The sequence below is a fragment of the Bradyrhizobium sp. DOA1 genome, from assembly GCF_001593325.1.
Lineage (GTDB): Bacteria > Pseudomonadota > Alphaproteobacteria > Rhizobiales > Xanthobacteraceae > Bradyrhizobium.
In genome coordinates this window covers 1564494-1590264 of sequence record NZ_JXJM01000001.1, presented here as the reverse complement: position 1 = coordinate 1590264, position 25771 = coordinate 1564494, and the positions used below count along the sequence as shown (strand labels likewise).

Annotated in this window: 23 protein-coding genes; 13 read left to right on the top strand and 10 right to left on the bottom strand. The window is 63.5% G+C overall.

Annotated elements, in window-relative coordinates; all coding sequences use genetic code 11:
• The first annotated feature begins 30 nt into the window (after positions 1-30).
• Positions 31-456 (top strand): hypothetical protein, encoded by a 426-nt coding sequence (locus SE91_RS07330; RefSeq protein ID WP_060736693.1) that lies wholly within the window; start codon positions 31-33, stop codon positions 454-456.
• A gap of 56 nt (positions 457-512) precedes the next feature.
• Here the strand turns inward: SE91_RS07330 and SE91_RS07325 are convergent, their stop codons facing one another.
• Positions 513-1481, bottom strand: coding sequence for a helix-turn-helix domain-containing protein (locus SE91_RS07325; protein ID WP_060736694.1), 969 nt, complete (start codon positions 1479-1481; stop codon positions 513-515).
• Between the two features lie 513 nt (positions 1482-1994).
• Here SE91_RS07325 and xoxF5 point away from each other — a divergent pair.
• The 7 genes from xoxF5 to SE91_RS07290 all read left to right on the top strand — a co-directional run bounded on the left by xoxF5 (position 1995) and on the right by SE91_RS07290 (position 9883).
• Positions 1995-3800 carry a lanthanide-dependent methanol dehydrogenase XoxF5 gene (xoxF5, locus tag SE91_RS07320; protein WP_060736695.1) on the top strand — a complete coding sequence of 602 codons (1806 nt, stop codon included), beginning with the start codon at positions 1995-1997 and terminating at the stop codon, positions 3798-3800.
• 118 nt (positions 3801-3918) lie between these two features.
• Positions 3919-4410 carry a c-type cytochrome, methanol metabolism-related gene (locus SE91_RS07315; RefSeq protein ID WP_060737854.1) on the top strand — a complete coding sequence of 164 codons (492 nt, stop codon included), beginning with the start codon at positions 3919-3921 and terminating at the stop codon, positions 4408-4410.
• Positions 4411-4470: 60 nt separating this feature from the next.
• Positions 4471-5580 (top strand): S-(hydroxymethyl)glutathione dehydrogenase/class III alcohol dehydrogenase, encoded by a 1110-nt coding sequence (locus tag SE91_RS07310; RefSeq protein ID WP_060736696.1) that lies wholly within the window; start codon positions 4471-4473, stop codon positions 5578-5580.
• 33 nt (positions 5581-5613) lie between these two features.
• Positions 5614-6177 (top strand): S-(hydroxymethyl)glutathione synthase, encoded by a 564-nt coding sequence (gene gfa / locus SE91_RS07305; protein ID WP_008562400.1) that lies wholly within the window; start codon positions 5614-5616, stop codon positions 6175-6177.
• Positions 6178-6804: 627 nt separating this feature from the next.
• Entirely contained in the window at positions 6805-7257 is a 453-nt protein-coding gene (locus SE91_RS07300; RefSeq protein WP_060737855.1) for a (2Fe-2S)-binding protein, read from the top strand.
• Position 7258: 1 nt separating this feature from the next.
• Entirely contained in the window at positions 7259-9571 is a 2313-nt protein-coding gene (locus SE91_RS07295) for a xanthine dehydrogenase family protein molybdopterin-binding subunit (RefSeq protein ID WP_061847101.1), read from the top strand.
• Positions 9572-9625: 54 nt separating this feature from the next.
• Positions 9626-9883, top strand: a complete 258-nt coding sequence (locus SE91_RS07290) for a hypothetical protein (RefSeq protein ID WP_061847100.1) — start codon at positions 9626-9628, stop codon at positions 9881-9883.
• A 107-nt stretch (positions 9884-9990) separates the two neighbouring features.
• Here the strand turns inward: SE91_RS07290 and SE91_RS07285 are convergent, their stop codons facing one another.
• From SE91_RS07285 to SE91_RS07270, 4 genes are all read right to left on the bottom strand, one after another.
• The gene (locus SE91_RS07285; protein WP_060736697.1) at positions 9991-11736 is read right to left on the bottom strand and encodes a methanol/ethanol family PQQ-dependent dehydrogenase; all 1746 of its coding nucleotides are present in this window, start codon (positions 11734-11736) and stop codon (positions 9991-9993) included.
• Positions 11737-11873: 137 nt separating this feature from the next.
• The gene (locus tag SE91_RS07280) at positions 11874-12530 is read right to left on the bottom strand and encodes a QcrA and Rieske domain-containing protein (protein WP_061851026.1); all 657 of its coding nucleotides are present in this window, start codon (positions 12528-12530) and stop codon (positions 11874-11876) included.
• A gap of 234 nt (positions 12531-12764) precedes the next feature.
• Entirely contained in the window at positions 12765-13229 is a 465-nt protein-coding gene (locus SE91_RS07275) for a group III truncated hemoglobin (protein WP_061847099.1), read from the bottom strand.
• 136 nt (positions 13230-13365) lie between these two features.
• The gene (locus SE91_RS07270) at positions 13366-14217 is read right to left on the bottom strand and encodes a 3-hydroxybutyryl-CoA dehydrogenase (RefSeq protein WP_061847098.1); all 852 of its coding nucleotides are present in this window, start codon (positions 14215-14217) and stop codon (positions 13366-13368) included.
• Between the two features lie 392 nt (positions 14218-14609).
• On the opposite strand from SE91_RS07270, the gene pstS reads away from it, so the two are divergent.
• The 5 genes from pstS (at position 14610) to SE91_RS07245 (ending at position 21162) form a co-directional block, all read left to right on the top strand.
• On the top strand, positions 14610-15665 hold the full coding sequence (pstS, locus tag SE91_RS07265) for a phosphate ABC transporter substrate-binding protein PstS (RefSeq protein ID WP_061847097.1): 1056 nt from the start codon (positions 14610-14612) through the stop codon (positions 15663-15665).
• A 165-nt stretch (positions 15666-15830) separates the two neighbouring features.
• Positions 15831-16103, top strand: a complete 273-nt coding sequence (locus tag SE91_RS07260; RefSeq protein ID WP_061847096.1) for a hypothetical protein — start codon at positions 15831-15833, stop codon at positions 16101-16103.
• Positions 16104-16556: 453 nt separating this feature from the next.
• On the top strand, positions 16557-17675 hold the full coding sequence (locus SE91_RS07255) for a hypothetical protein (RefSeq protein ID WP_063921344.1): 1119 nt from the start codon (positions 16557-16559) through the stop codon (positions 17673-17675).
• A 292-nt stretch (positions 17676-17967) separates the two neighbouring features.
• Positions 17968-18852: a BJP family subclass B3 metallo-beta-lactamase gene (gene blaBJP / locus SE91_RS07250; RefSeq protein WP_061847094.1), complete on the top strand. Its 885-nt coding sequence runs from the start codon at positions 17968-17970 to the stop codon at positions 18850-18852.
• Between the two features lie 300 nt (positions 18853-19152).
• Entirely contained in the window at positions 19153-21162 is a 2010-nt protein-coding gene (locus SE91_RS07245) for a putative bifunctional diguanylate cyclase/phosphodiesterase (protein ID WP_061847093.1), read from the top strand.
• A gap of 2 nt (positions 21163-21164) precedes the next feature.
• On the opposite strand, the gene SE91_RS07240 is transcribed toward SE91_RS07245, so the two are convergent.
• The 5 genes from SE91_RS07240 to SE91_RS07220 are packed head-to-tail and all read right to left on the bottom strand — an operon-like array spanning position 21165 to position 25751.
• The gene (locus tag SE91_RS07240) at positions 21165-21884 is read right to left on the bottom strand and encodes an ABC transporter ATP-binding protein (RefSeq protein WP_061847092.1); all 720 of its coding nucleotides are present in this window, start codon (positions 21882-21884) and stop codon (positions 21165-21167) included.
• Positions 21877-22632 (bottom strand): ABC transporter ATP-binding protein, encoded by a 756-nt coding sequence (locus SE91_RS07235; RefSeq protein WP_060736702.1) that lies wholly within the window; start codon positions 22630-22632, stop codon positions 21877-21879. The genes SE91_RS07240 and SE91_RS07235 overlap by 8 nt, the downstream gene beginning before the upstream one ends.
• Positions 22629-23627 (bottom strand): branched-chain amino acid ABC transporter permease, encoded by a 999-nt coding sequence (locus SE91_RS07230; RefSeq protein ID WP_060736703.1) that lies wholly within the window; start codon positions 23625-23627, stop codon positions 22629-22631. The genes SE91_RS07235 and SE91_RS07230 overlap by 4 nt, the downstream gene beginning before the upstream one ends.
• A complete protein-coding gene (locus tag SE91_RS07225; RefSeq protein ID WP_061847091.1) occupies positions 23624-24499 on the bottom strand; it encodes a branched-chain amino acid ABC transporter permease in 876 nt (291 codons plus the stop codon). The genes SE91_RS07230 and SE91_RS07225 overlap by 4 nt, the downstream gene beginning before the upstream one ends.
• 10 nt (positions 24500-24509) lie before the next feature.
• Positions 24510-25751: an ABC transporter substrate-binding protein gene (locus SE91_RS07220; RefSeq protein ID WP_060737857.1), complete on the bottom strand. Its 1242-nt coding sequence runs from the start codon at positions 25749-25751 to the stop codon at positions 24510-24512.
• Positions 25752-25771 lie beyond the last annotated feature (20 nt).

Here is a 25771-nt window from a genome sequence, read left to right as displayed (position 1 = left end):
CGACCGACGCGGACGGGAAAGGCCGAGCGCATGACACCAGATGCCGTCGCCGTCGCCGTCATGATCATCCTGCTCTTTCCGATGAGCTATTTCACGCTTGCCTCGCCCGCCTTTCTGCTGGTCAGGCTCGATATCCAGCCCGTCGCCCAGCTGTTGCGCGGAATGTTCAACGCCCATTTTCTGGTGATGCGCGTCGCCGGCGTCATCGGGACGGTGGCTTTGCTGCTCGAGGGGCGCCTGATGGCCGCGATGGGCGTTGGCCTGATCGCAGCCATGGCGATCTGGGGGCGCCCTTGGTTCATGCGGCGGATGGACGACCAGCTCAGCGCGAGGGACGCTGGTGATTCTGAAGCCCCGCGTCGGCTGCGCCGGCTGCACTGGAGCGGGATGTTCGGAAACGCGGTGCTGCTGGTCGTTCTCGTGGCCAGCATTCCCTACATGGCCGCGTCGGCTTGAGAGACATCGCGTCCGCCGGCACGTAACAGGCCCCCTGTCGGCCGCAGCGCACCAGCCTAATGCTCGTTCGAGCTCGCCGCGCCCTGCTGCGCCTTGTGAATCGAGGACGGCACCACGCCGAAATATTTCCGGAACACGCGGCTGAAATGCGATGAGCTGGAGAAGCCCCAGGAGAACGCGACGTCGGTGATGGTCTTGCCGGCGTGAGCCTCCAATTCCTGACGACAGTTCTGCAGGCGCGCCTGCCAGATATAGTCGCTCACCGTGGTGCCGCGCTCGGAGAACAGCATGTGCAGATAACGCTTGGAGCAGCCGAGCTCGGCCGAGATCTGGTCGATGCACAGATCCGGATCGCGCAGGTGCTCGCGGATGAAGAACTGCGCACGCACATACATCGCCTCCGGCCCGACACGATCGAACATTGTGTCGGCCTCGCGCAATGGCAGCAGCAGGAGGTCGATCAGCGAATCGGCGACGCCCACCGCGCTGTTCGCCGAGAGTTTTGCTGCCTCGTCGAAGGTGGCGTGGACGAAATCATGGGCGATCCGGCCCGTGCCGGTCTTCGCCGACAATTTGCACGCCGGCATCCGCTGCGACGGGAATCCGCGGTCTCGCAGCAGCGCCTTCGGCACGATCACGACGTCGTGACGCGTGAAGGCGGGACTGATGATCGAATGCGGGCAGGAGACGTCATAGGCGATGATGTCGCCCGGATTGATTTCGATGTGGCGGCCTTCCTGCTCGAAATAGGACACGCCGTAGGTCTGGAAGTGGATCTTGATGTAAGGGTGTTCATTGGCCTTCGCCCGCGCCAGCGTGTGCGCGATGCGATGCTGACTGACTTCGATCTGGCAGAGCTTCAGGCGCGAGACAGTTGTGTAGTCGATGCGCCCCTCGAGCGAAGACGCCTCCAGCGGATCGACATCGAAATGCCCACACAGGCTCGTCAGCCCGTCGATCCAACTCTGGATCTGGCGCTTCGGCGTCATTCCGGTCGTCGAGAGCGTATGAATTGTGTCGGACATTAATCCAGCCACTGGTTTGATCCGGAGATTCGACGCGAATCGCGACCAGCGCTACCGGAGCCCTCAGCCGTGATTGCGTGACGTTTACCTCGAATTTGAGCGGTCTCTTGCAACGTGCGCCATCGTTCCATTGCCGCCCTTGAAAGTTAATCCTCCGCCTTAGTTGCAGCGCCGTCAAGGGGAACCTGAGCGTCGAAGGCGGCCCCGCGGCAGCACGAAGCCGCTGAATTCGCTACTGCAAAATCAAAATCTTCGCCCCCGTGCGCTGTCAAGCAAACCGGTTTCTCTCTTGGACAAGTTTCCCGGTGGCGAAGTCGTTAGGGATTGCAGCAGGAACAAAAAGAACGGGCCGCTCCAGCACGTGGACCCGTGGCTCTCATCAGGAGGAGGAAACACCACAGCATCGTTTCTGGTCCCAATCGTGACCGCCCTGCACGAGCAGACGCCGGACGAGAAGCCCGGTGATTAAGCAATGCTTCGGAAACAATAAACGAGACCAACGGAGGAATGACTATGCGCAAGGTGCTACTGGCGACCTATCTTGGCTCCGCGGCGGCTCTCGCCGTCGGCAGCGCCTCAGCCAATGACGAGCTGATTAAGATGTCGCAGAACCCGAAAGACTGGGTGATGCCGGCGGGCGACTACGCCAATACCCGCTATTCCAAGCTGAACCAGATCAACGCACAGAACGTAGGGAAGCTTCAGGTAGCCTGGACCTTCTCGACGGGTGTGCTGCGCGGCCACGAAGGCGGCCCGCTGATCATCGGCAACATGATGTACGTGCACACGCCGTTCCCGAACAAGGTCTATGCTATTGACCTTGCCAACGAGAACAAGATTGTCTGGAAGTACGAGCCGAAGCAGGATCCGAACGTCATCCCGGTGATGTGCTGCGATACGGTCAACCGCGGACTCGCCTACGGCGACGGCAAGATCATCCTGCATCAGGCGGACACCAACCTCGTCGCGCTCGACGCCAAGACCGGCCAAGTGGCCTGGAGCGCGACGAACGGCAACCCGGCGAAGGGCGAGACCGGTACGTCGGCTGCGCTGGTCGTCAAGGACAAGGTCCTCGTCGGCATCTCCGGCGGCGAGTTCGGCGTGCAGTGCCATGTCACCGCTTACGACCTCAAGAGCGGCAAGCAGGTCTGGCGCGCCTACTCCGAAGGCCCGGATGACCAGATCAAGCTCGATCCGGTCAAGACGACGTCGCTCGGCAAGCCGGTCGGTCCCGACTCCAGCTTGAAGACCTGGCAGGGCGATCAATGGAAGATTGGCGGCGGCTGCACCTGGGGCTGGCTGTCCTACGATCCCGCACTGAACATGGTCTATTACGGGTCGGGCAATCCCTCGACCTGGAATCCGAAGCAGCGTCCTGGCGACAACAAATGGTCGATGACCGTTTTCGCGCGCGACGCCGACTCGGGCATGGCCAAGTGGGTCTACCAGATGACGCCCCACGACGAGTGGGACTATGACGGCGTAAACGAGATGATCCTCACGGATCAGCAGATCAACGGCCAGAATCGCAAGCTGCTGACCCATTTCGACCGCAACGGTCTCGCCTACACCATGGACCGCGAGAACGGTGAACTGCTGGTCGCCGAAAAGTACGATCCGAAGGTGAACTGGACCTCCGGCGTCGACATGGACAAGAACTCGCCGACCTATGGCCGCCCCAAGGTCGTCGCTCAATATTCGACCGAGCACGGCGGAGAGGACAAGAACACGAAGGGCATCTGCCCGGCCGCGCTCGGCACCAAGGACGAGCAGCCGGCAGCCTACTCGCCGGACACGCAGCTGTTCTACGTCCCGACCAACCACGTCTGCATGGACTACGAGCCGTTCAAGGTGAGCTACACCGCGGGCCAGCCCTATGTGGGTGCGACGCTCTCGATGTACCCGCCCCAGGGTGAAAGCCACATGGGCAACTTCATCGCCTGGGACAACAAGACCGGCAAGATCGTCTGGTCGAACAAGGAGCAGTTCTCGGTCTGGTCGGGTGCGCTCGCAACGGCAGGCGGCGTGGTGTTCTACGGCACGCTCGAAGGCTACCTGAAGGCGGTCGATGCCAAGTCCGGCAAGGAGCTCTACAAGTTCAAGACTCCCTCGGGCATCATCGGCAACGTCACCACCTATGAGAACAACGGCAAGCAGTACGTTGCCGTGCTCTCCGGCGTGGGCGGCTGGGCCGGCATCGGTCTGGCGGCAGGTCTGACCGATCCGACCGCAGGTCTCGGCGCCGTCGGCGGCTACGCGGCCCTCAGCAACTACACGGCACTCGGCGGCACGCTGACCGTGTTCTCGCTGCCGAACTAGGCCTCGCTCAGCATCGCTCCGGCGCGTGGATCAACTCCACGCGCCGGCTCGTCTCCACCGAACGCCTTCCGAGGACAATCTCTTGCGTAAAATCTGCTCTGTCATTGCTGTGATGATGATGATCTTCGTTGCGTCCGGCGGAATCGCGGTCGCAGACGGTCCGGGCGACCCGGCCGCTGTGAAGAAGGAAGACGACGGAAAGTGGCTCGATAAGGACGGAACCCCGACCTACAAGATTTCGGCCGACGGCACCGTGGACTGGTTCACCTATTCCGGATACCGCCGTTACCATTCCGACTGCCACGTCTGCCATGGCCCGGACGGCATGGGCTCCACCTACGCGCCGGCGCTGAAGGATTCCGTCAAGAGCATGAGCTATGGCGACTTCCTCGGCGTGGTCGCATCCGGTCGCAAGAACATCTCCACGGCGCAGGAAAACGTCATGCCGGCCTTCGGCGACAACCCGAACGTCGCCTGCTACATGGACGATCTCTACGTCTATCTGCGCGCCCGCTCCACCGAAGCCTTGGGCCGGCAGCGTCCCGCCAAGAAGGAAGACAAGACAGAGGCCTACACCAAGGCCGAAGACGCCTGCATGGGCAATAAATGAACGTTGCCAGGACCGCCGAGACGACGTCCTGGCATTCTACGAAGATCTGAGGAGTTACCGATGAAGACACGCGCCGCCGTCGCTTTCGAAGCCAAGAAGCCGCTCGAGATCGTCGAGGTCGACCTGGAAGGACCGAAGGCCGGCGAGGTCCTGGTCGAGATCAAGGCCACGGGCATTTGCCATACCGACGCCTATACGCTCGACGGCTTCGACAGCGAAGGCATCTTCCCATCGATCCTGGGCCATGAAGGCGCCGGCATCATCCGGGAGATCGGTCCCGGCGTGACCTCGGTGAAGCCGGGCGACCACGTCATCCCGCTCTACACACCGGAATGCCGGCAGTGCAAAAGCTGCCTCAGCCAGAAGACCAATCTGTGCACCGCGATCCGCGCGACGCAAGGCAAGGGCGTGATGCCCGACGGCACCAGCCGCTTCTCCTACAAGGGCAAGCCGATCTACCACTACATGGGCTGCTCGACCTTCTCGAACTTCACCGTGCTGCCGGAGATCGCCGTCGCCAAGATCCGCGAGGACGCGCCGTTCGACAAGAGCTGCTACATCGGCTGCGGCGTGACCACCGGCGTCGGCGCCGTCGTCAACACCGCGAAGGTCGAGCCGGGCTCCAACGTGGTCGTGTTCGGCCTCGGCGGCATCGGGCTCAACGTGATCCAGGGTGCCAAGATGGCGGGTGCCGACAAGATCATCGGCGTCGACATCAACGATTCCAAGGAGGACTGGGGCAAGCGGTTCGGCATGACCCACTTCGTCAACCCGAAGAAGGTCACCGGCGACATCGTCCAGCACCTCGTCGGCCTCACCGACGGCGGCGCCGACTACACCTTCGACTGCACCGGCAACACCACGGTGATGCGCCAGGCGCTGGAAGCCTGCCATCGCGGCTGGGGCACCTCGATCATCATCGGCGTCGCCGAGGCCGGCAAGGAGATCGCAACCCGCCCGTTCCAGCTCGTCACCGGGCGCAACTGGCGCGGCACCGCCTTCGGCGGCGCGCGCGGACGCACAGACGTGCCGAAGATCGTCGACTGGTACATGAACGGGAAGATCCAGATCGATCCGATGATCACCCACGTGCTCAAGCTCGATGAGATCAACAAGGGATTTGACCTCATGCACGAGGGCAAATCCATCCGTTCCGTCGTCGTGTTCTAGCTCGAAAGCCATCACACCAAGGAGGATCGACCCATGACTGTTGCACTCCATCCATCGATCGACAACGGCCTCAAACAGGGCAGCGGCAGCTTCGCCGGCGGCACGCTGGTCTGCAAATGCTCGGACCATCCGGTCAAGGTCGGCATCAAGGGCGACGTCGCGCATAACCACGCTTGTGGCTGCACCAAATGCTGGAAGCCGCAAGGCGCGACCTTCTCGGTCGTCGCCGTGGTGCCGCGTCAGAACGTCTCGGTGCTCGAGAACGGCGACAAGCTCCAGATCGTCGATGCGTCCGCGGTGATCCAGCGCTATGCCTGCAAGGCCTGCGGCACGCACATGTACGGCCGCATCGAGAACAAGGGCCATCCGTTCTACGGCCTCGACTTCATCCATCCCGAGCTGTTCCAGGAGCAGGGCTCGCAGGCGCCGCAATTCGCCGCCTTCGTCTCCTCGGTGATCGAAGCGGGCGTCAAGCCGGAGCAGATGGCGGGCATCCGCGCGCGGCTGAAGGAGATCGGGCTGGAGCCCTATGACTGCCTGTCGCCGCCGCTGATGGATGCGATCGCGACCCACGTGGCAAAAGCCAAGGCCGCCTAGGAAGGCCACTCGGGTGGAGCCATCGAGCCTCCGTCAGTCTCCAACCCGCTCGCTGGCGCCCACCACCGCCAGCGAGCCGGATCGGTCTCCGTCCGGGGACCGCCGCGGCGATGCCGCCGCCTCTGCACCACGCGTATGTGAGGACCATCAGCTCCTCAGTCCTGGTCTCTGAATGACTGCGCAGGACCGTCAGCTTCCTGCTTGAAGCTCCCGGTGCCTGCGTTCTCCCTCCCTCGACTGAGGCATCCTGCTTCGTCCGTGCAGCCTTCCTGCCGGACGAAGCTTTTTTGACTGCCCCCGCATCGCAAGCGCGCGGCATGCCGCCGCGCCCTGCTTTTGACAAATCATGGATGCAATGTTTTCCCGGTGAACACTCGGCTGTGAACGCCGAGCCGGAGCGATCTCTGCTACGATCGCGCCGTCACGATGCCGCGCGAAGTTCAATCAATTAAGAACAAAAACGGGAGGTATCGAGCACATCCAAACATCGCCATTAGCGTTCCGCCCCCTTTCGGGATTTGCCCGCGCGGGATGACGGCGGAATGCGGCGACACGACGCACGAACCGTCGCCGACCGGCGTCGGCGCAATTTCAATTTGGCATGCTTATGAAGAGCGAGGGACGATCATGATCAAGGTGAAGATCAACGGCCAGGAACAGAGCTGGGACGGCGACCCGGATCTCCCGCTACTCTGGTTCCTCCGTGACGAGGCCGGCCTGACCGGCACCAAATATGGCTGCGGCCAGGCCCTGTGCGGCGCCTGCACCGTCATCGTCGACAAGCAGGCCGTGCGCGCCTGCATCACGTCGGTCAACGACGTCGCCGGGCGCGAGGTCACCACGATCGAGGGGCTGCATCCCACTGGCGATCATCCGGTGCAAAAGGCTTGGCGGCAGGTGAACGTGCCCCAATGCGGCTTCTGCCAGGCCGGCCAGATCATGCAGGCCGCAGCCCTCCTGATGGACAACCCGAAACCCTCGCATGACCAGATCCGCGAAGGGATGGCCGGCAACATCTGCCGTTGCGGCTGCTACCAGCGCATCGAGAACGCCGTCCATCTCGCATCGACGGGAGTGTGACATGAATTTCATCGACAACCCCCGCAAGCTTCGCGGCTTCGAAAAGAACATCAGGGTCGAGAAGGTCTCGCGCCGCAGCATCCTGAAAGGTCTCGGCATCACCGGCGGCTTCGTGCTCGCCGCGCCCGTGATGTCGCGCCAGGCATTCGCCTATGAAACCGGCGCAGGCAAGATGCCGCACGGCGTCGTGGTCGATCCGCGCGTGTTCGTTTCGGTCGCGCCGGACGGCATCGTGACCATCGTCGGGCATCGTTCGGAAATGGGCACCGGTGTTCGCACCAGCCTGCCGCTGATCGTGGCCGAGGAAATGGAAGCCGACTGGTCCAAGGTCAAGGTGCAGCAGGCCCATGGCGACGAGGTCAAGTTCGGCAACCAGGATACCGACGGCTCGCGCAGCACGCGGCATTATCTGATCCCGATGCGACAGATCGGCGCCTCCGCCCGGACCATGCTGGAGCAGGCCGCGGCGAAGCGCTGGGGCGTACCAGCCACCGAGGTCAAGGCGGTCAACCACGAGGTCGTCCACAGCGCCAGCGGGCGCAAGCTCGGCTTCGGCGAGCTCGCTGCCGACGCCGCCAAGGAATCGGTGCCCAGCATCGAGGGCCTCAAGCTGAAGGACCCCAAGAACTTCCGCTATCTCGGCAAGGGCCAGATCGGCATCGTCGATCTCCACGACATCACCACCGGCAAGGCGCATTACGGCGCCGACGTGCGGCTGCCCGGCATGAAATATGCCGTGATCGCCCGTCCGCCGGTGACCGGCGGCAAGCTGGTCAAGTTCGAGCCGGAGGAGGCGCTGAAGATCCCCGGCGTCGAGAAGGTGATGCAGGTGCGCGGCTGGCCGTGGCCGTCGAAATTCCAGCCGCTCGGCGGCGTCGCGGTGATCGCGCGCAACACCGGCGCGGCGATCAAGGGCCGCGACGCGCTGAAGCTGACCTGGGACGACGGTCCCAACGGCAAATACGACTCCGTCGCCTACCGCAAGGAGCTCGAGGAGGCCTCCCGCAAGCCTGGCCTTGTCCTGCGCAAGGAGGGCGATGCGGATGCCGCCTTGAAGAGCGCCGACAAGGTCATTGTCGGCGAGTACTACGTTCCGCATCTTGCGCATGTCGCCATGGAGCCGCCGGTGGCGGTCGCCGACGTCAAGGGCGACAAGGCGGAGATCTGGGCGCCGGTACAGAGCCCCGGCGGCACCCGCGAGGACGTCGCCAAGACGCTCGGCATTCCCGAAGCCAACGTCACGGTCAACGTCACGCTGCTCGGCGGCGGGTTCGGACGCAAGTCGAAATGCGACTTCGCGCTCGAGGCCGCGCTGCTCTCGAAGGAGCTCGGCGCACCGGTGAAGGTGCAGTGGACGCGCGAGGACGACATCCACAACGGCTTCCTGCACACCGTCTCGGTCGAGCGGATCGAGGCGGGTCTCGACAAGAGCGGCAAGGTGATCGCCTGGCGCCATCGCAGTGTGGCCCCCAGCATCGCCTCGACGTTCGCCGCCGGGACCGTGCATCAGGCGCCCTTCGAGATCGGCATGGGCCTCGTCGACATGCCGTTCGAGATCGCCAACATCTCCTGTGAGAACCCGGAAGCCGCGGCATTCACGCGCATCGGCTGGTTCCGCTCGGTCTCGAACATCCCGCGCGCCTTCGCGGTGCAATCGATGGTCGGCGAGATTGCGCAAGCGACCGGCCGCGACCAGAAGGAGACGCTGCTCGCGCTGATCGGGAGCCCGCGCATCGTCAAGCCCGAGGTGAAAGACCTCTGGAACTACGGCGAGCCCGAGGACAGTTACCCGATCGACACCGCGCGCTTGCGCAAGGTGGTCGATCTGGTCGCCGAAAAGGGTGAGTGGGGACGGAAGGTCCCGAAGGGCCACGGCCTCGGCATCGCCGTGCACCGCAGCTTCGTCAGCTACATCGCTACCATCGTCGAGGTCGCCGTCGACGACAAGGGCAAGCTGACGGTGCCGAGGGTCGATACCGCGATCGATTGCGGCACCTATGTCAATCCCGAGCGCATCGCCTCTCAGATCGAGGGCGCCGCGATCATGGGGCTGAGCCTCGCCAAATATGGCGAGATCACCTTCAAGGACGGCAAGGTGCAGCAGAAGAACTTCGACGATTTCCAGGTCGTCAGGATGGACGACTCTCCCGTGGTGACCAACGTCTACATCGTGCCGCCCGGGCCGGACACGCCGCCGAGCGGCGTCGGCGAGCCCGGCGTTCCGCCGTTCGCGCCGGCGCTGATCAATGCGATCTTCGCGGCGACGGGAAAACGCATCCGCTCGCTTCCGATCGGCAAGCAATTGGAGGCCTGAGTCGGAACCCAAGCGGCCTCGCGCCGTTTCCATCGATCTGACAGGAGCAGATCGATGATCAACATCTCAAAGGCGCTCGCAGTCTCGCTGTCGGGCGCCTTTCTTTTGACCGCCTCGGACGCGTTCGCCCAAAGCAATACCGCCCCGCCGACCACGGCCACGCGCCCGACCGGGCCGGACCAGAACTCGCTGCCCAACGCCAATGCCCAGCCTCCCTCGACCAACCAGACGACGGGCCAGCACAATCCGGATCCGAAGATTCGCGAGATGAACCAAAAGGAAAAGGACAAGGTCGACAGGCAGGGGAAGTAGGCGCGACGGCCAGCATAGCAAGGCACAAGCAAGAATGCGGCGGACGTTGCCGTCCGCCGCATTCGCCACCCCCCTACTGCTCCGCCTCTTTCGATCCGCCCGCGGAGCTATTTCTTCAGCGCGAATACCCAGACGACGCCGCCCTGCGGCACGTTGGCTTCGATGCCGATATTGTTGGTCACGAGTGCATCCTGGATGCGCTGTGCGTCCACGCCCCAGCCCGACTGGATCGCGATGTACTGCGTGCCATCGATCTCATAGGACACCGGCATGCCGACGATGCCGGAGTTGGTCTTCTGTTCCCACAGCAGCTCGCCGGTCTTGGCGTGGAAGGCCCTGAAGTTGCGGTCGTTGGTCCCACCGACGAAGACGAGATCGCCCGCCGTCGCCGTGACTGATCCGAACAGTTGCGACTTGGGGAAGTTGTGCTGCCAGACTTTCTTGCCCGTGACGGGGTCCCAGGCCTGCAGCTCGCCGAAATGATCGGCGCCCGGTCTCGTCTTGAGGCCGATGTCTTCCGGCTTGGTGCCGAGCCAGAGTTCGCCCGGCTTGAGCGGCACTTTCTCGCCGGTGAAACCACCGCAGAAATTCTCGTTGGCAGGCACGTAGACGAGCCCGGTCCTCTGGCTGTAGGCCGCCGACGGCCAATCCTTGCCGCCCCACAGCGACGGACAAAACTCGACGCGCTTGCCGATCACCGGCTTGTGCGCGGGATCCACGATCGGCTTGCCGGTCTCGTCGATGCCCTTCCAGACGTCGGTGTAGACGAACGGCCAGCCGGCGACATAGTTGATCTTGGTCGGCGTGCGCTCGAGCACCCAGAAGATCGCGTCGCGGCCCGGATGGACCAGGCTCTTGATGGTGCGGCCGTTGCGTTGCAGATCGATCAGCATCGGCGCCTCGACCTCATCCCAATCCCAGGAATCGTTCTGATGATACTGGAAATGGGTCTTGATCTTGCCGGTGTCGGGATCGAGCGCGAGCACGGATGCAGTATAGAGATTGTCGCCGGGATGGGTTTCGCCGGGCCATGGCGCCGCGTTGCCGATGCCCCAATAGATCGTCTTGGTCTCCTTGTCGTAATTGCCGGTCATCCAGGCCGACCCGCCGCCGTTCTTCCAGTCGTCGCCTTGCCAGGTGTCGTGACCGGGCTCGCCTTCGCCGGGGATGGTGTAGGTCCGCCACAGCTCCTTGCCGTCCTTGGCATCATAAGCCACGACGTAACCGCGCACGCCGAACTCGCCGCCGGAGCCGCCGACGATGACCTTGCCGTCGACGATCAACGGCATCAGGGTCAGGTACTGGCCCTTCCTGTAGTCCTGCACCTTGGTGTCCCACAGCACCTTGCCGGTCTTGGCATCGAGCGCGACCACGTGGTCGTCCGTGGTGGCGAGGTAGAGCTTGTCCTCCCACAGGCCGACGCCGCGGTTGGTCGGATGCAGCTGGAACAGATCGTCAGGAAGCTGCCGCTTGTAGCGCCAGTATTCGTCGCCGGTCTTCGCATTCAGCGCGATCACCTGCCCCATCGGGGTCGTCACGAACATCGCGCCATTGTTGACGATCGGCGGTGCCTGATGGCCTTCGACCACGCCGGTGGCGAAGGTCCAGACCGGCGTGAGGTTCTTTACGTTCGAGGTGTTGATCTGATCGAGCGGACTATAGCCGTGCCCGTCATAGGTGCGCCGGTAGAGCATCCAGTTGCTTGGCTCGGGATTTTCCAATCGCTGCGCGGTGACCGGAGAGTAATTCTCGATCGGACCTGATATGGCGACGGTCGAGGCAAGAGTTGAAGCAAGACACGTAAAGGCGACGAAGCCGGACAGTAACCATTGCTTCCTGGTGGAAGTTTTCATGGACGTTCCCCTTTTTCATCCGTTTGAATTCTTGTTGTGAATTCTTGTCGTTCTTGTTGTTTCTTGTCGTTCGTCCCGTCGTCCGCCCGTCGGCGGATGCGGCCTCTCGTGACGCGGGCATGGCCCGCAACCCGCCGTCATCCTGGCTGCGTGCCACCTACCTTTCCCATGAAATTGCCGGCGACGCTGAGTGCGCCGTCAGCGAGCGCCAGCGGCAACGCCGCAAGCCGTCGCGGTGCCGGCCCGAACACGACCTGCGCGCTCGCGCGAGGATCGAATTCGGAGTTGTGGCACATGCACTTGAACACCTCCTTGTCGCCGACGTCGCTCTTCACCCAGGCGGTGACGGGACAGCCCGCATGCGAGCAGATCGCGGAATAGGCGATGATGCCGTCGACGGCACGCGCGCGTGTCTTCTCGTCGAGATCGGCGGGATCGAGCTTGATGATCAGGATCTCGTTGAGCCGTGAGGCACTGCGCACCACGGATGTATTGGGATCCTTCGGCCAGGCATGGACCGGCGGCCCGCCAGCCTTCAGATCGGATGCGGTGATGAGCTTGCCTTCCTGGTCGCCTTCCGAGAACACCAGCACATCGCCCTTCTGGGGCCGTTCGTCCGAACCGGGCGGATCTTCGCCCGCGCGCGCCGGCGGCGAACAGCAGAGGCAAGCGGTGGTCGCAAGCGCGCCGAGCAGCAGCGTTCGCCGCGTTTGCTCGATGCCCGCATCGGCTTCAAGTTCCGCGTCATGATCGGATGATGATGAGGAAGGGTCGTTGAACGGTGCGCTCGACATGCCCGATAGCAGGCGCTGGAACTCTGCCGAAAACAAGGCGAAGAATTGGCGCCGCAGTGCATCAATATGGCTTTGCTCGCTTTGATTGCGGGACCATAAATGCATTCAAAGGCATTTTTGCAATTTCAACGTCACACCGCGCGATCAGCATGACGATTTTGCAGATCAGGCCAATGATGTTGGAATTGGTGCACCGCGCTCTCGGTGCGCAGTGCAAAAGCGGAGCAGATCGCCTTACGACCGGAGCACGTGACGCGGCGATGCGATACGGCCTGCGACGGTTGCCGATGCCATTTCAAAGCTGTCGGCGATGCGCCGCGCCTTGTCGATGAAGAGAGCGGCCGCCGCGGGCGGGCAGACCTCGCGTGCGGTCTGCTCGAACAGATCGAGCCAGCGGTCGAAATGATCACCGACCAGACTCAGCGGCAGATGCGCCCGCATCGGCGAGCCATGATAGCGGCCGCTCATCAGCACGACGGACGACCAGAAATCCCGGAGCTTAGCGAGGTGCTCGTCCCAGTTCTGGACGATCGTAAAGACCGGACCGAGCAGTGCGTCTTCGCGCACGCGTCCGTAGAAGCGGGTGACGAGTTCCCCGATCATCTCCTCGGTGATCCCGGTGCGCTCGATCGCATCCTGGGTCAGCAGGTTCCGCCGCGCAGCCGCCGCCTCGCGCTCGGCCTTCAGTCGATCTGACATGTCCTCTGTTATCCGTTCGATTGTTCCCGCGAGCCGCCCGTCCAGCATTGTCGGGCCAATTGCGCACGGCGTCTTTGTCGCAGCGCAAATTGCGGGATCTGGCGGCGGACGCTGAGGCCCGCCGCCGGTGCCTTCATCAGGCGTTATAAGTGTAGAAGCCCTGCCCGGTCTTGCGGCCGAGATGGCCGGCATCGACCATCTCTTTCAGCAGGGGGGCTGGCCGGTATTTAGGGTCGTTGAAGCCTTTGTAAAAGACCTCCATCACCGACAGCATGGTGTCGAGACCGACCAGATCGGCAAGCGCCAGCGGTCCGATCGGATGGTTGCAGCCGAGCTTCATGCCGGCGTCGATCTCTTCCGCCGTCGCGATTCCCTCCTGAAGCGCGAAGATCGCCTCGTTGATCATCGGGCACAGGATGCGGTTGACGGCGAATCCCGGGCTGTTCTTGGCCGTGATCGCCACCTTGCCGACGCGCTTGGCGAAATCAAGCGCCTTGGCGTGGGTGTCCTCGGAGGTCTGCAAGCCGCGGATCAACTCCAGCAGCGCCATTACCGGCACCGGGTTGAAGAAATGCATGCCGATGAAGCGATCGGGGCGGTCGGTCGCTGCGGCGAGCTTCGTGATCGAGATCGACGAGGTGTTAGTTGCAACCAGCGTGCGCGGCGACAAGGTTGCACAGAGGTCCTTCAGGATCTTGACCTTGAGCTCCTCGTTCTCGGTCGCGGCCTCGATGACCAGATCGCAATCCGACAGCCTCGCCCGGTCCGTGGTGCCGGTGATGCGCTTGAGCGTCGCTTCGCGGTCAGCCGCCGACATCTTCTCCTTCTTGACCAGGCGCTCGAGGCTGCCGCCGACGGTCGAAAGGCCGCGGTTCACCGCCGCATCGGAAATATCGACCATCACGACCGAGAGCCCGGCCGCCGCGCAGACCTGCGCGATGCCGTTCCCCATGGTCCCTGCCCCGATGATGCCAACGGTTTGGATCATTGCGTCACATCCTTCATGTTTGCGGCCCGTACCAGCGCGGCCTGCCATTGTTCCTGGTCAGGGTCTAGCACCGGCATCGGGCTGGCGCGACCCGATCTTGTTCCTTAACGCATCCGAGCCGGGAATAAAGCCGCCATTCGGTCGCTAAAGGGCAGCATTTGGCGGCCAGCCAAGCGGTTTGCCTGGATTTGCGCCCGGCCCCAGCGCCCTCGCAGAGGAGACGCGGCAAGCTCGGCAGACCTCGGACCACCTCGACCTCGCTCAATCGGATGACGCGGTGCACGCCAGCGCTGTGGTGTGATTGGTACGCCATCGCCAGCGCGAATTCCTCTCCGCGAGATTGTGAGACAGGCCACACCGGCTTCGTGCCTCAGCTGCTAGGCGTCAGACCCATGACGAAACACATCAAGCTCCCGGTCATTCTTACCGCTCTGCTGGCCGCCACGCAAAGCTTGGCAGCCGAAACCAAAGGAGCGGGCTCGACCTTCGTTTCGCCTGTGATGGCCAAATGGATCGACGCATACAATACCAAGACAGGCCATGCCGTCAGCTATCAAGCAGTCGGCTCGGGCATCGGGGTCGACTTGATTAAGAACGAGGCCGTCGATTTCGGCGCAAGCGACATGCCGCTCGATCCCAACGAGTTGGACAGGCTCGGCCTGATGCAATTCCCGATCGTGATCGGAGGCGTCGTACCGATCGTCAATATCGCCGGTGTCAGGCCCGGACAGATCCGTTTCACCGGGCAGGTGCTCGCCGACATCTATCTCGGCAAGCTCAAATCATGGAATGATCCGGCCATCAGCGAGATCAATCCCGACATCAGATTGCCGAATGCGCCGATCGCCGTAGTCCATCGCGTCGACGGATCCGGCACGACATTCAACTGGACGAACTACCTCTCGAAGGTCAGCCCACAATGGAAGACGAGCGTCGGTGAAGGCACATCGGTCAAGTGGCCGCGCGGAGTGGGCGGCAAGGGCAATGAGGGCGTCGCTTCGCTGGTCAGCCACGTTCCGGGCTCGATCGGTTACCTCGAATACACCTACGCACTGCAACGGCTCGACAAGATCGCCTTCGGCCTGGTGCAGAACAGCGCCGGCAATTTCGTGATCCCCGACGCAGGATCGTTCAAGGCCGCAGCCTCCAGTGCGGACTGGAAAGCGGTGAAGGATTTCCATCTGGTGCTGACCGACGCGCCCGGCGAAGACGCCTACCCCATCACGGCCACGACCTTCGTGTTGATGCCGAAGGAGCCGAAATCTCCGGAGCGGTCGGCAGCTGCCATGGACTTCGTCCGCTGGTCGCTCGTAAGCGGAAGATCGCATGCCGAAACGCTCAACTACGTGCCGCTGCCGCTCCTCTTGATCGACCAGATCGATCACTATTGGCGAAAAAGCATCGGAGCGGCCGAGACGGTCTCTGCATCAGCCGACGTCGAGCACTGAGCCCAAGGCAGACCTCGCGCTATCCCGGCGACTTTCACGCTGATGCGAACACACGAGAGGTTCCTCACTCGTCGCGGTTGAACGGAACGGCCCCCGACATCGGCGGCGATGGGAACATCGTCAGCAGCGGCAGGTTGTCTTCGAGGTGAAGTCAAGGAGACGACGATGAAGAAGATCATTCTGGCATCCGCATGCATCATGGCCCTGGCGACCGGCGGCGCCGTCGCGCAGACACAGCCCGCCCCCGGCGCATCCGGCCAGGGCGACGTCGGTCCCTCGTCGCGAGGGCCCGGCACCAAGGGGATGACGACAGGCCGTTCGTCGAACATGCAAAACGAGGCCAGCGACAGCAAGGGTGCGCAGACCCCATCGGCCGGCGGCAGCAACACCAACAACATGGGCAGCCAGGCCGGCGGGAGCGCAGGCGCAGGCAAATAAAGCGCCCCGCTCGAAATCTGGAGAGGGGCCGAGGCTCCTCTCCCCGGCCCGGGACCGATCAGTGGCCGGAACGATTCTTCATGACGCTCAGTACACCCTGGGAGCCGGCTCGTTCATCCGCTCGTGTTCTGGGCCAATCAGAGCTCGTCGCCGTCGATGTCAGACGCAAGGTCGACGATAATGAGTCTTGCCCAGGACACGTCCCGAAGATTCCGCATTCACCCCTTCTCGACAGAAGAGCAGCGGCGATGATGTCGCCGGAACGCACTGTAGCGATGATCATGCCAGCATCGCGCGCCACTCCTCACGATGCACCGATGTTCTGCAATTGGTCCCACCTACATTGACATCGGTGTTACGGCCGGGGCAGTTTTTCACATTGCTGACGAATCAGCGATTGCCTCACGCCGAGTACCTCTTGGACAACTCCCAGTGCTTTCGAGACTGATATCGTTGCTGCGCCGCATCCCAGCGGTGAAATGGGCGTTCACCCGGCTTCGGTCTTCGCCGCACGGCGGCAGTGTTGACATCGCGCCGAGTGCCGCAGCTGACTCAGCCACCATTGTCGCCGTCGTGGAAACTGCGCCGGCTCCAGTCGCAGATATCGGCGCGGCGCCACAGCATGATGGGGCTGACCTCACGGTTGCGGCTCCGCCGGCCGCGGAGAATGACACGGCTGTTTGTGCCGTCGCGGAGAGCCCGTCGACCGACATTTGCGCCAACGACGCTTCAGCTCCAGAGTCGCCGACAGAGGCCGAGGCGGTTTTGGCGGTGCCTGCCGTCGAAGAGGCTTCGGTTTCACCGCCGGATCTCACGCACGAGCCGGTCGCAGCTGCCGATGTCGTCACCGATATCTCTTCTGATATCGCGGCTCCGTTTGAACCCGTCGTTGCAGAGGTATTGCCGCTTTCGTCGGCCAGGGTCGAGACCGCGCTGAAGGATGTTCCCGACGCCGTCGCCGAGCACGGTCCCTCGCTCGTCGTATCCACAGCCATCGATCCGTTGGTCAACGAAATCCCCGCAGTCGACGCCGACAGCGTTGCGGCGGACGCCAGCTCCGACGGCGGCTCTGCTCCGAACATCGAGATTACGCCGTCCCCCGCAAGCGATCCTCCGCCCGCCGCAGCCATCGATGCGGAGGCTCCGTCTGCTGAACCAGACGCCGCCGTCACGAATATGGAGCCTCCCGCCCCTGTCAGTCCCGCTTCCGAAGTACGTAACGTGCGGAAAGTTCGGGCGCGCCCAGCGGAACCCGCCGATCGCGCCGCACTGATCCGGCAGCGCTGGGCGGAAACCGGCGTCAGGATGTGGAATCCTCGCCTTCACGGCACCGGCGATGCCGCGCTCAACATCCAGGGCAGTGTCGGGCTGCTGCCGCCCGCGCCGGGCGAGACGATGCCCCGCTACGACAAGCTGGAATTCAAGATGCTCGGCGGGCAGATCGTCTGCGAGGGGGTCATCGTCGAGGCGCCCGTGCACGCGAGCCAGCGCAGTTTTACACCTCTCGCCGAGCCCGCGAAATCCGATCGGGTCCGCGAGCCCGCGCGGGAACGCCAAGCCGCGCTCGCCTGATCCTTTCCTCTGCGACCATCAGCGCGCGAAGTGCTGGGGGTTGCCTTCTGCATCGCGCACCCCCTCCTCGCGGCGGGCAAACGGCCGCGTCAGACGGTTACCCCCGTGGCGATTGGGCGCCAAGTTGCTCGTAGCGCCCTTCGGCCGACTTGCCGTTATTCGCGCGCGGCACATCAGATATCTCCAGACACGAAGTTGCCCGCAACGTCCGCCACCACGTAATTTGCGGAGCGGTCGAGCCACCGATGTCCGCGCCCGATCGAAACGACAAGAACAATCTGGGAGATGAACCATGAGAAGGCTCACGGCCGCACTATGCGCAATCGTGCTGCTTACGACCGGCGCGCAGGCGCAGACCATCAAGGATTTCCTGGCGGCGGCCATGCAGAAGTGGACGGCACCGTTCGAGCCGTTCCAGCTGATCGGCAACATCTACTATGTCGGCACCGGCGGCATTGCCGTCTACGTCATCAAGACATCGCAGGGCCTGATCCTGATGGACACCGCGATGCCCCAGTCGACCGGCATGATCAAGGACAACATCGCCAAGCTCGGCTTCAAGGTTTCCAATATCAAACTCATCCTCAACTCGCATGCGCATCTCGACCACACCGGCGGCTTCGCCGAGATCAAGAAAGAGACCGGTGCGCAGCTCGTGGCCGGCGAGCGCGACAAGCCGCTGCTCGAAGGCGGTTACTATCCCGGCGACGAAAAAAACCAGGACCTCGCCTTTCCCGCGGTGAAGGTGGACCGCACCGTGAAGGAAGGCGACAAGGTCACGCTCGGCGATGTCACGCTGAGCGCTCACGCAACGCCCGGCCACTCGCCGGGTTGCACGAGCTGGGAGATGAGCGTCAAGGACGGCGATCAGAACCGCGAGGTGTTGTTCTTCTGCAGCGGCACTGTGGCGTTGAACAGGCTGGTCGGGCAGCCGACCTATCCGGGCATCGTCGACGACTACCGCGCGACCTACGCCAAGGCTAAGGCGATGAAGATCGACGTGCTGCTCGGGCCGCATCCGGAGGTCTATGGCATGCAGGCCAAGCGCGCGGAGATGAAGGACGGCGTACCGAATCCCTTCGTCAAGCCGGGGGAGCTCGCAACCTACATCGCCGGCCTTTCCGATGATTTCGACAAGCAGCTGGCCAAGCAGACCGCGGCGCTGGACAAGAAATAGCGGCGACCACGTTTCATCCTTGCAACGCAGAGCACGTCAGCCCGGGCCGCTGACGTGCGACAATACGCTGCGCCGGGCATGGTTAGCAGGACGTAGCCGCAAACCACCTGACGCAGCCGAAGCGTCAGACCTGGGCGCCCGGCATGCTTAACAGAGCATCACCATTGCACGGTTCTGGAAGCCCCCGCGGTCTCATGCAACCGGTGCAGCCCTGTCCGACGGAACCCGATCTAACGCGCCCTTTACCCGGGCCGTGCAAGATCGCCGGCGTTTTTTCAGGGATCCGGGACTCGTATTTCAATGCCTGTTGCCGATTTGAAATCTCATTTGGCCGCCGCAATGCGGCTGTTTCGCGTTCCGGCCGACAATCCGGACCTGATGCGCGCGCAGTTTGACGCCTTCTCCAAGCAGGTCCCGCTGCTCTACTTCATCCTCATGAGCAACACGATCGCCGTCGCCTATACCTATGTGAACGTGGCGCCGGACTGGCTGACGATGATCGTGCCGAGCGTGCTCACCGTGCTCGCGGCTTTGCGCACTTACTGGTGGCTGCGTCAACGCCACCTCGTGCGCAGCGACGCCGACATCTTGCGCAATCTGCGCGCCACCAACTGGCTGACCCTGCCGATCGGTGCCGGCTTCACCGTCTGGTCCTTCGCGCTCTACCCTTACGGCGATCCCTTCGCCAAGAGCCAAGTCGCCTTCTACATGGCGGTCACCGTGATCGGCTGCATCTTCTCGCTGATGCATCTGCGTTCGGCGGCGCTGATCGTGACGCTGATCGTCGACGTGCCCTATGTGCTGTTCTTCTTCGCCACCGGGGAGCCGACGCTGAAAGCGATCGCCGTCAACAATCTCCTGGTCTCCGGCGCGATGGTGACGGTGCTGTTCATCTACTACCGCGACTTTGCCGATCTCGTCGCGAGCCGCAAGTCGTTGCTCGCGCAGCAGGCGGCGACGCAGGCGCTCTCGGACGAGAACTTCCGCCTTGCCAATCTCGACTCCCTCACCGAGCTGCCGAACCGCCGCCGCTTCTTCGCCGAGCTGTCGAGCGCGTTCACCGATGCCGAGCGCAGGGGCGTTCGCGTCGCGGTCGCAATCATCGATCTCGACGGCTTCAAGCCGATCAATGACAATTACGGCCACACCGTCGGCGATCGTGTCCTGATCGAGGCCGGCAAACGCATCCGCGAGGTTTGCAAGGGCTTTGGCCCGCAGCGCGTGGAGTTCGCCAGGCTTGGCGGCGACGAGTTCGGCCTCGTTGTGTGCGGCGATCCCGACGATGCCGATCTGATGCGGCTCGGCGAACGCATTGGCAGTCAGGTCAAGTTGCCCTACCAGCTCGACACCGCTCACACCGGACTGTCCTGCTCGATTGGTTTCGCGCTGTTCCCGAACTCCGCGGCGACGTCGGAGGCACTCTATGAATGCGCCGACTATGCGCTCTATCACGCCAAGCGCCATCTGCGCGGCCGCACCGTCATCTTCTCGAGCGAGCTCGAGGCCGAGATCCGCAGCCGCGGCGTCATCGAGAATCTGCTCCGCAGCGCCGACCTCGGCACTGAGATGGATCTGGTGTTCCAGCCGATCGTGGACGCTATGAGCGAGCACACCGCCGGCTTCGAGGTCCTCGCGCGCTGGCACAGCTCCCGCCTCGGACTGGTCTCGCCCGCGGACTTCATTCCGGCCGCCGAGCGCATCGGCCTGATCCGGCCGCTGACGCAGGCGCTGCTGGTTCGCGCGCTCGCGACCGCCAAGACCTGGCCCGATCACATCCGCCTGTCGTTCAACCTCTCCGCCCACGACGTCTGCGCGGCGGAGGGAATTCTGCCGCTGATCTCCATCATCGAGAAGAGTGGTTTGCCACCGCATCGGATCGATTTCGAGATCACCGAGACCGCGGTCACCTTCGACTTCGTGCGCGCGCAGCAATCGGTCGCGACCCTGAAGGCAATGGGCTGCGGCGTTTCGCTGGACGATTTCGGCACCGGCTATTCGTCTCTGAGCCATGTGCACCGGCTGCCGCTCGACAAGATCAAGATCGACCGCAGCTTCGTTTCCGACATCAACGACAATCCCGTGAGCTACAAGATCATCAAGTCGCTCACGGGCCTGTGCGACGACATGGAGATCGCCTGCGTCGTCGAGGGCGTCGAGACGCGCGCGCAGCTCGACACCCTGCGCCGCCTCGGGTGCGACTTCATCCAGGGCTATTATTTCGCCAAGCCCATGCCGGCCGGTGCGATCGGCGACTATCTGGCGAAGGAACGGCAGCGCCTCGACGGCGGCGGGGCCAAAGTCGTGGCCTGACGTCAGACCGCACAGTAACGTTCCTGGATGTCCTTGTCCGCGAGCAGCGCCGCCGCGCTGCTCTGATGCACCACCTCGCCCTGATCGATGATCACTGCGCGGTCGGCCAGCCGCAGCGCCCATTCGACGTTCTGCTCCACCAGCAGCAGCGTCTTGCCCTCGTCCCGCAAGCGGCGGAACAGAACGCCCATCTCCTCGACCAGCACGGGCATGATGCCCTCGGAGGGCTCATCGAGCAGGATCATCTTGGGGTTCGCGATCAGCGCCCGCGCGATCGCCAGCATCTGCTGCTCGCCGCCGGAGAGCGTCACGCCTTCCTGGTCGAGGCGCTCCTTCAGACGCGGAAAGGTTTCGGCGATCTCGTCGATGGCCGCGCGCTCCTCGATGTCGCTGCCCGCGGCGACGAGGCCGAGCCGGAGGTTCTCGCGCACCGACAGGCCGGGAACGATGCGGCGCTCTTCGGGCACATAGGCGAGGCCAAGGTGGAAGCGCTGATGCGCCCGCAGGGGCAACAGCTCCCTGCCAGCGAAGCGCACGCGGCCCTGAGCTTTCGGCATCAGGCCCATCACCGCCCGCAAGGTGGTGGTCTTGCCGGCGCCGTTGCGGCCGACGAGCGCGACCACTTCGCCGGCGTTCACGTGCAGTGAGATGCCGTGGAGGATATGGCTTGCGCCATACCAGGCATGGAGATCTTCGATGTCGAGCAGCGCGGTCTCAGCCATAGCCTTCACTCTGTCCCAGGTAGACCCGGCGAACTTCCGGGTTGCTCCTGATCTCGTCCGGCGCACCGTCGGCAAGGAGGCGGCCGTGGTGCAGCACGACGACGCGCTTCGACAGTCCCAGCACCATCTTCATCTTGTGCTCCACCAGCAGCACGGTGCGCTTCTCTGCGAGGCGTTCGAGCAGCGCGACCATGTCCTTGGTCTCCTCCGGCCCCATGCCGGCGGTCGGCTCGTCCAGCAGCAGCAATTCCGGCTCGGATACCAATGCGATCGCGATCTCCAGCGCGCGCTGCTGGCCGTGCGACAGGAATTTTGCCAGTTCGCCGCGCTTGCCGAGCAATCCGACCGCGTCCAGCGCCGCATCGGCACTCGCGTTCAGCTCGGTCAGTCGGGTGCGGTTTCGCCAGATGTCGTAGCTCACGGTCAGCGCCTGTGCCGCGACGCGGACGTTCTCGTGCACGGACAGGTCCGGAAAGATGTTCGTGATCTGGTACGACCGCGAGATGCCCTGATGCACGAAGCGGTGCTGCGGCAGGCCGTTGAGCTCACGTCCCCTGAAATGCAGCTTGCCCGACGTCGGCGTCAGCGCGCCGGACAGGATGTTGAAGAAAGTGCTCTTGCCGGCGCCGTTCGGCCCGATGATCGAGGTAAGCTGGCCGGCCGCGAACGACACGGTGATGCCTTCAAGCGCAGTGAAACCGCCAAATCGTTTGCCGATGCCTTCGGCCCGAAGCAGCTCGGCGCTCATGGCCGCGCCTTTCCGAAGCCAAGGGCATCCAGCAGCGTCCCCCAGATACCCTTGGGCAGGAACAGCACGAACAGGACGAAGATCGCGCCGACGAAGATCTGCCAATGCGGCGTCCAGAGCGAGATGACGTCCTCCAGGATCAGGAAGCTGGCAGCACCGACGAACGGTCCGAAAAAGCTGCGGGCGCCGCCGAGCAGCACCATCATCACGATCATGCCCGAGGTCTGGTAGTGCAGGATGTCGAGCGGCACGATCGATAGATGCAGCGCCAGCATGCAGCCGCCGAGCGATGAGATCGCGCCCGACAGCATGAACACGACCAGCTTGCTGCGTTCGACGTCATAGCCGCAGGCCCGCGCCCGCTGCTCGTTCTCGCGGATCGCCTCGATGACGGCGCCGAATGGAGAGTTCAGGATGCGCGACTGGAACCACATCGCCAATGCCGCAAAGACCATCAGCACGTAGTACTTGTTGACAGGATCGAGGAAGTTGACCTGAAGGCCGAACAGGCTGATGCGGTCGACGGTGAAGCCGCGCAGTCCGTTCTCGCCACCGGTGAAGGAGGCCGCCTGGAGCGCGACATAGTAGACGAGTTGCGCCAAAGCGAGCGTCACCATGGAGAAGTAGATGCCACGGGTGCGCGTCGAGACGATGCCGATCAGGGCTGCCAGGCAGGTGCTGAGCAGCACCGCAATCGCCACCGCCGCAAACCAGGGCACGCCATATCGGCCGATCGCGATCCCCGTAAAATAGGCGCCCGCACCGAAGAACGCGGCCTGGCCAAACGACAACAGCCCGGTGTAGCCGAACAGCAGATTGTAGCCCATCACCACGACGCCGTAGATCAGGACGTTGACCGCCAGCGCCTTGGACGGCAGCAGCCAGGGCAATATGGCGAGCACCGCAATCGAGAGCAGCACGCGGTGGTCGAGAATACGGTCAAATCCGCCCGGTGCAGATTTGGCGAGAGTTTGGCCGCCCGGTGATGACGTCATGCCGTCCTCCCTCTGACGCCGAACAGACCCTGCGGGCGGATCAGCAGCACCACCGCCATCAGCGCGAACATGACGATGGTCGCCATCTCCGGCGCGAACAGCGCCACCAGGCTGATGGAAATGCCGACCATGAGCCCGGCCACGACCGCACCGACGATCGAGCCGAGGCCGCCGATCACGGTTACGACGAACGCTTCCGCCAGCACCAGGGACCCCATCTCGGGATTTACGCTACGCATCGGCCCCGCGAGCACGCCGCCAAGCGCAGCCAGCCCAACGCCGAGTCCGAAGATCGCGAGCCACACCCGGCCGATGTCGACGCCGAGCACCTGCATGATGGTGGGGTCGCGCGCACCGGCCCGCACGATCAAGCCGACGCGGGTCTTCTCCAACGTCAGCCAGAGCGCAAGCAACACCACTGCGACCAGCACGATGACGAACAGGCGGTAGCGCGGAAAAAAGCCGATGCCGAGGTCGAGCACGCCGATCAGTTGCGGCGGGGTCGGAAATGGGATGCCGTCGCTGCCGAACACGATGCGCACGCCCTCGACCAGGATGTAGCTGAGGCCGAAAGTGAGCAGCAGCGGATCGTCGATCGAGCGTCCATAGAGCCTGCGGATCAGGACGAACTCGATCAGCATGCCGAAGGCGCCGATCAGGATGGGAGCCAGTAGCAATCCCCACCAGAAGCTCCCCGTGAGCGATGCTAGATAGAGTCCCGCATAGGCTCCGATCATGAACAGCGCGCCATGGGCGAAATTCACCACCCCGAGCATGCCGAACACGATCGTCAGGCCAAGCGCAGTGATCACCAGGACCGCCCCAAGGGCGACCCCGGAGAGAAGCTGCATGATGATCAGCGACAGATCCATCGTCTCAGTCTTAAGTGGCGTGGCCGAGTTCGCTGCAGGTCCGCAGCATGCCGTCGGAACCGGCGTCGTTGGCGAGGATCGCGAACAGATCGTTGTCGCCAGCCATGGCCGATTTCTTCTTGGACTCCAGCACCAGCACCGACTGCACCGACTGGTGGTCGCATTTGCGGTAATGCTGCGGACCCTTGGTCAGATCATATTGCAGCTTCTCCAGGGCATCGATGACCTTGTCCGTATCGGTACCGCCCGCGGCCTGCATGGCCGCAAGCAGCGATCCGACCCCGGAATAGCCGTAGGCGCCGTAGTCGGTCGGGATCGCGCCGCCATTGGCGGCCTTGAACGCCGTGTTGAAGGCCGCTGCCGATTTGCTCTGCGTCTCCAGGCCCCAATAATAGTTGGCGCCGCCGACCACGCCTTCGAACACGTCGGGGCCGACCGCGAGCCGCTGGTTGTGCAGGATGACGGGCACGACGATCTTCATCTGCTGCTTGATGCCGAAATCCACGGCCTGCTTGATCGCATTGGCCTGGTCGCGGCCGAAATTGGAGATGCAGAGCACATCCGGGCGCATCGACATCAGGCGCGGCATGAAGGTGGAATAATCAGCGGCGCCGAACGGATGCAGGATCTCGCCGACACTCTCCGCGCCGATCGCCGTCTGCGCGCGCTTGAAGCCGCGCAGCATCTCATGGCCGTAGGCATAATCGGCGACGAGATGGGCGACCTTCATCCCCTTCTTCAGGGTCTGCCGCGCCACCGCGGCAGTGGTCATGTGCGGGTTCAGAGCCTCGTGGAAGGTGTATTTGCTGAAATCCTTGGCCTCGTTGATGGTATCGGACTGGCTGATGGAAACGTAGATCACGCCGCGGGCGCGGGTGACCTCGTTGACCGCGAGCTGCACCGCGCTGGAGAGCGCGCCGACCACGGCGTGAACCTTGTCCTTTTCGATCAGCTCCAAGGTGCGGGTCGCGGCCTCGCCGGCATTGAGCTTGTCGTCGCGCACCAGCAGTTCGACCTTCCGGCCGCCGATGCCACCCTTGTCGTTGACGAGCTTGACGGCGAGCTCGGCACACTTGACCTGGTCGCGCGCTTCCGCCGCGAACGGGCCTGTCAGCGGCGTCGGAAAGCCGATACGGATCGTCTCGTCCGCGGCGCGGCCGAGCCGGGGCATGGCGAGCAATGCTGCGCTGGCCGAGAGGCCGGCGAGCGCGGTGCGGCGGGATATCCGCAGGGTCGAACCGGATTTGGGCATGATTTCCTCCAACTGTCTTT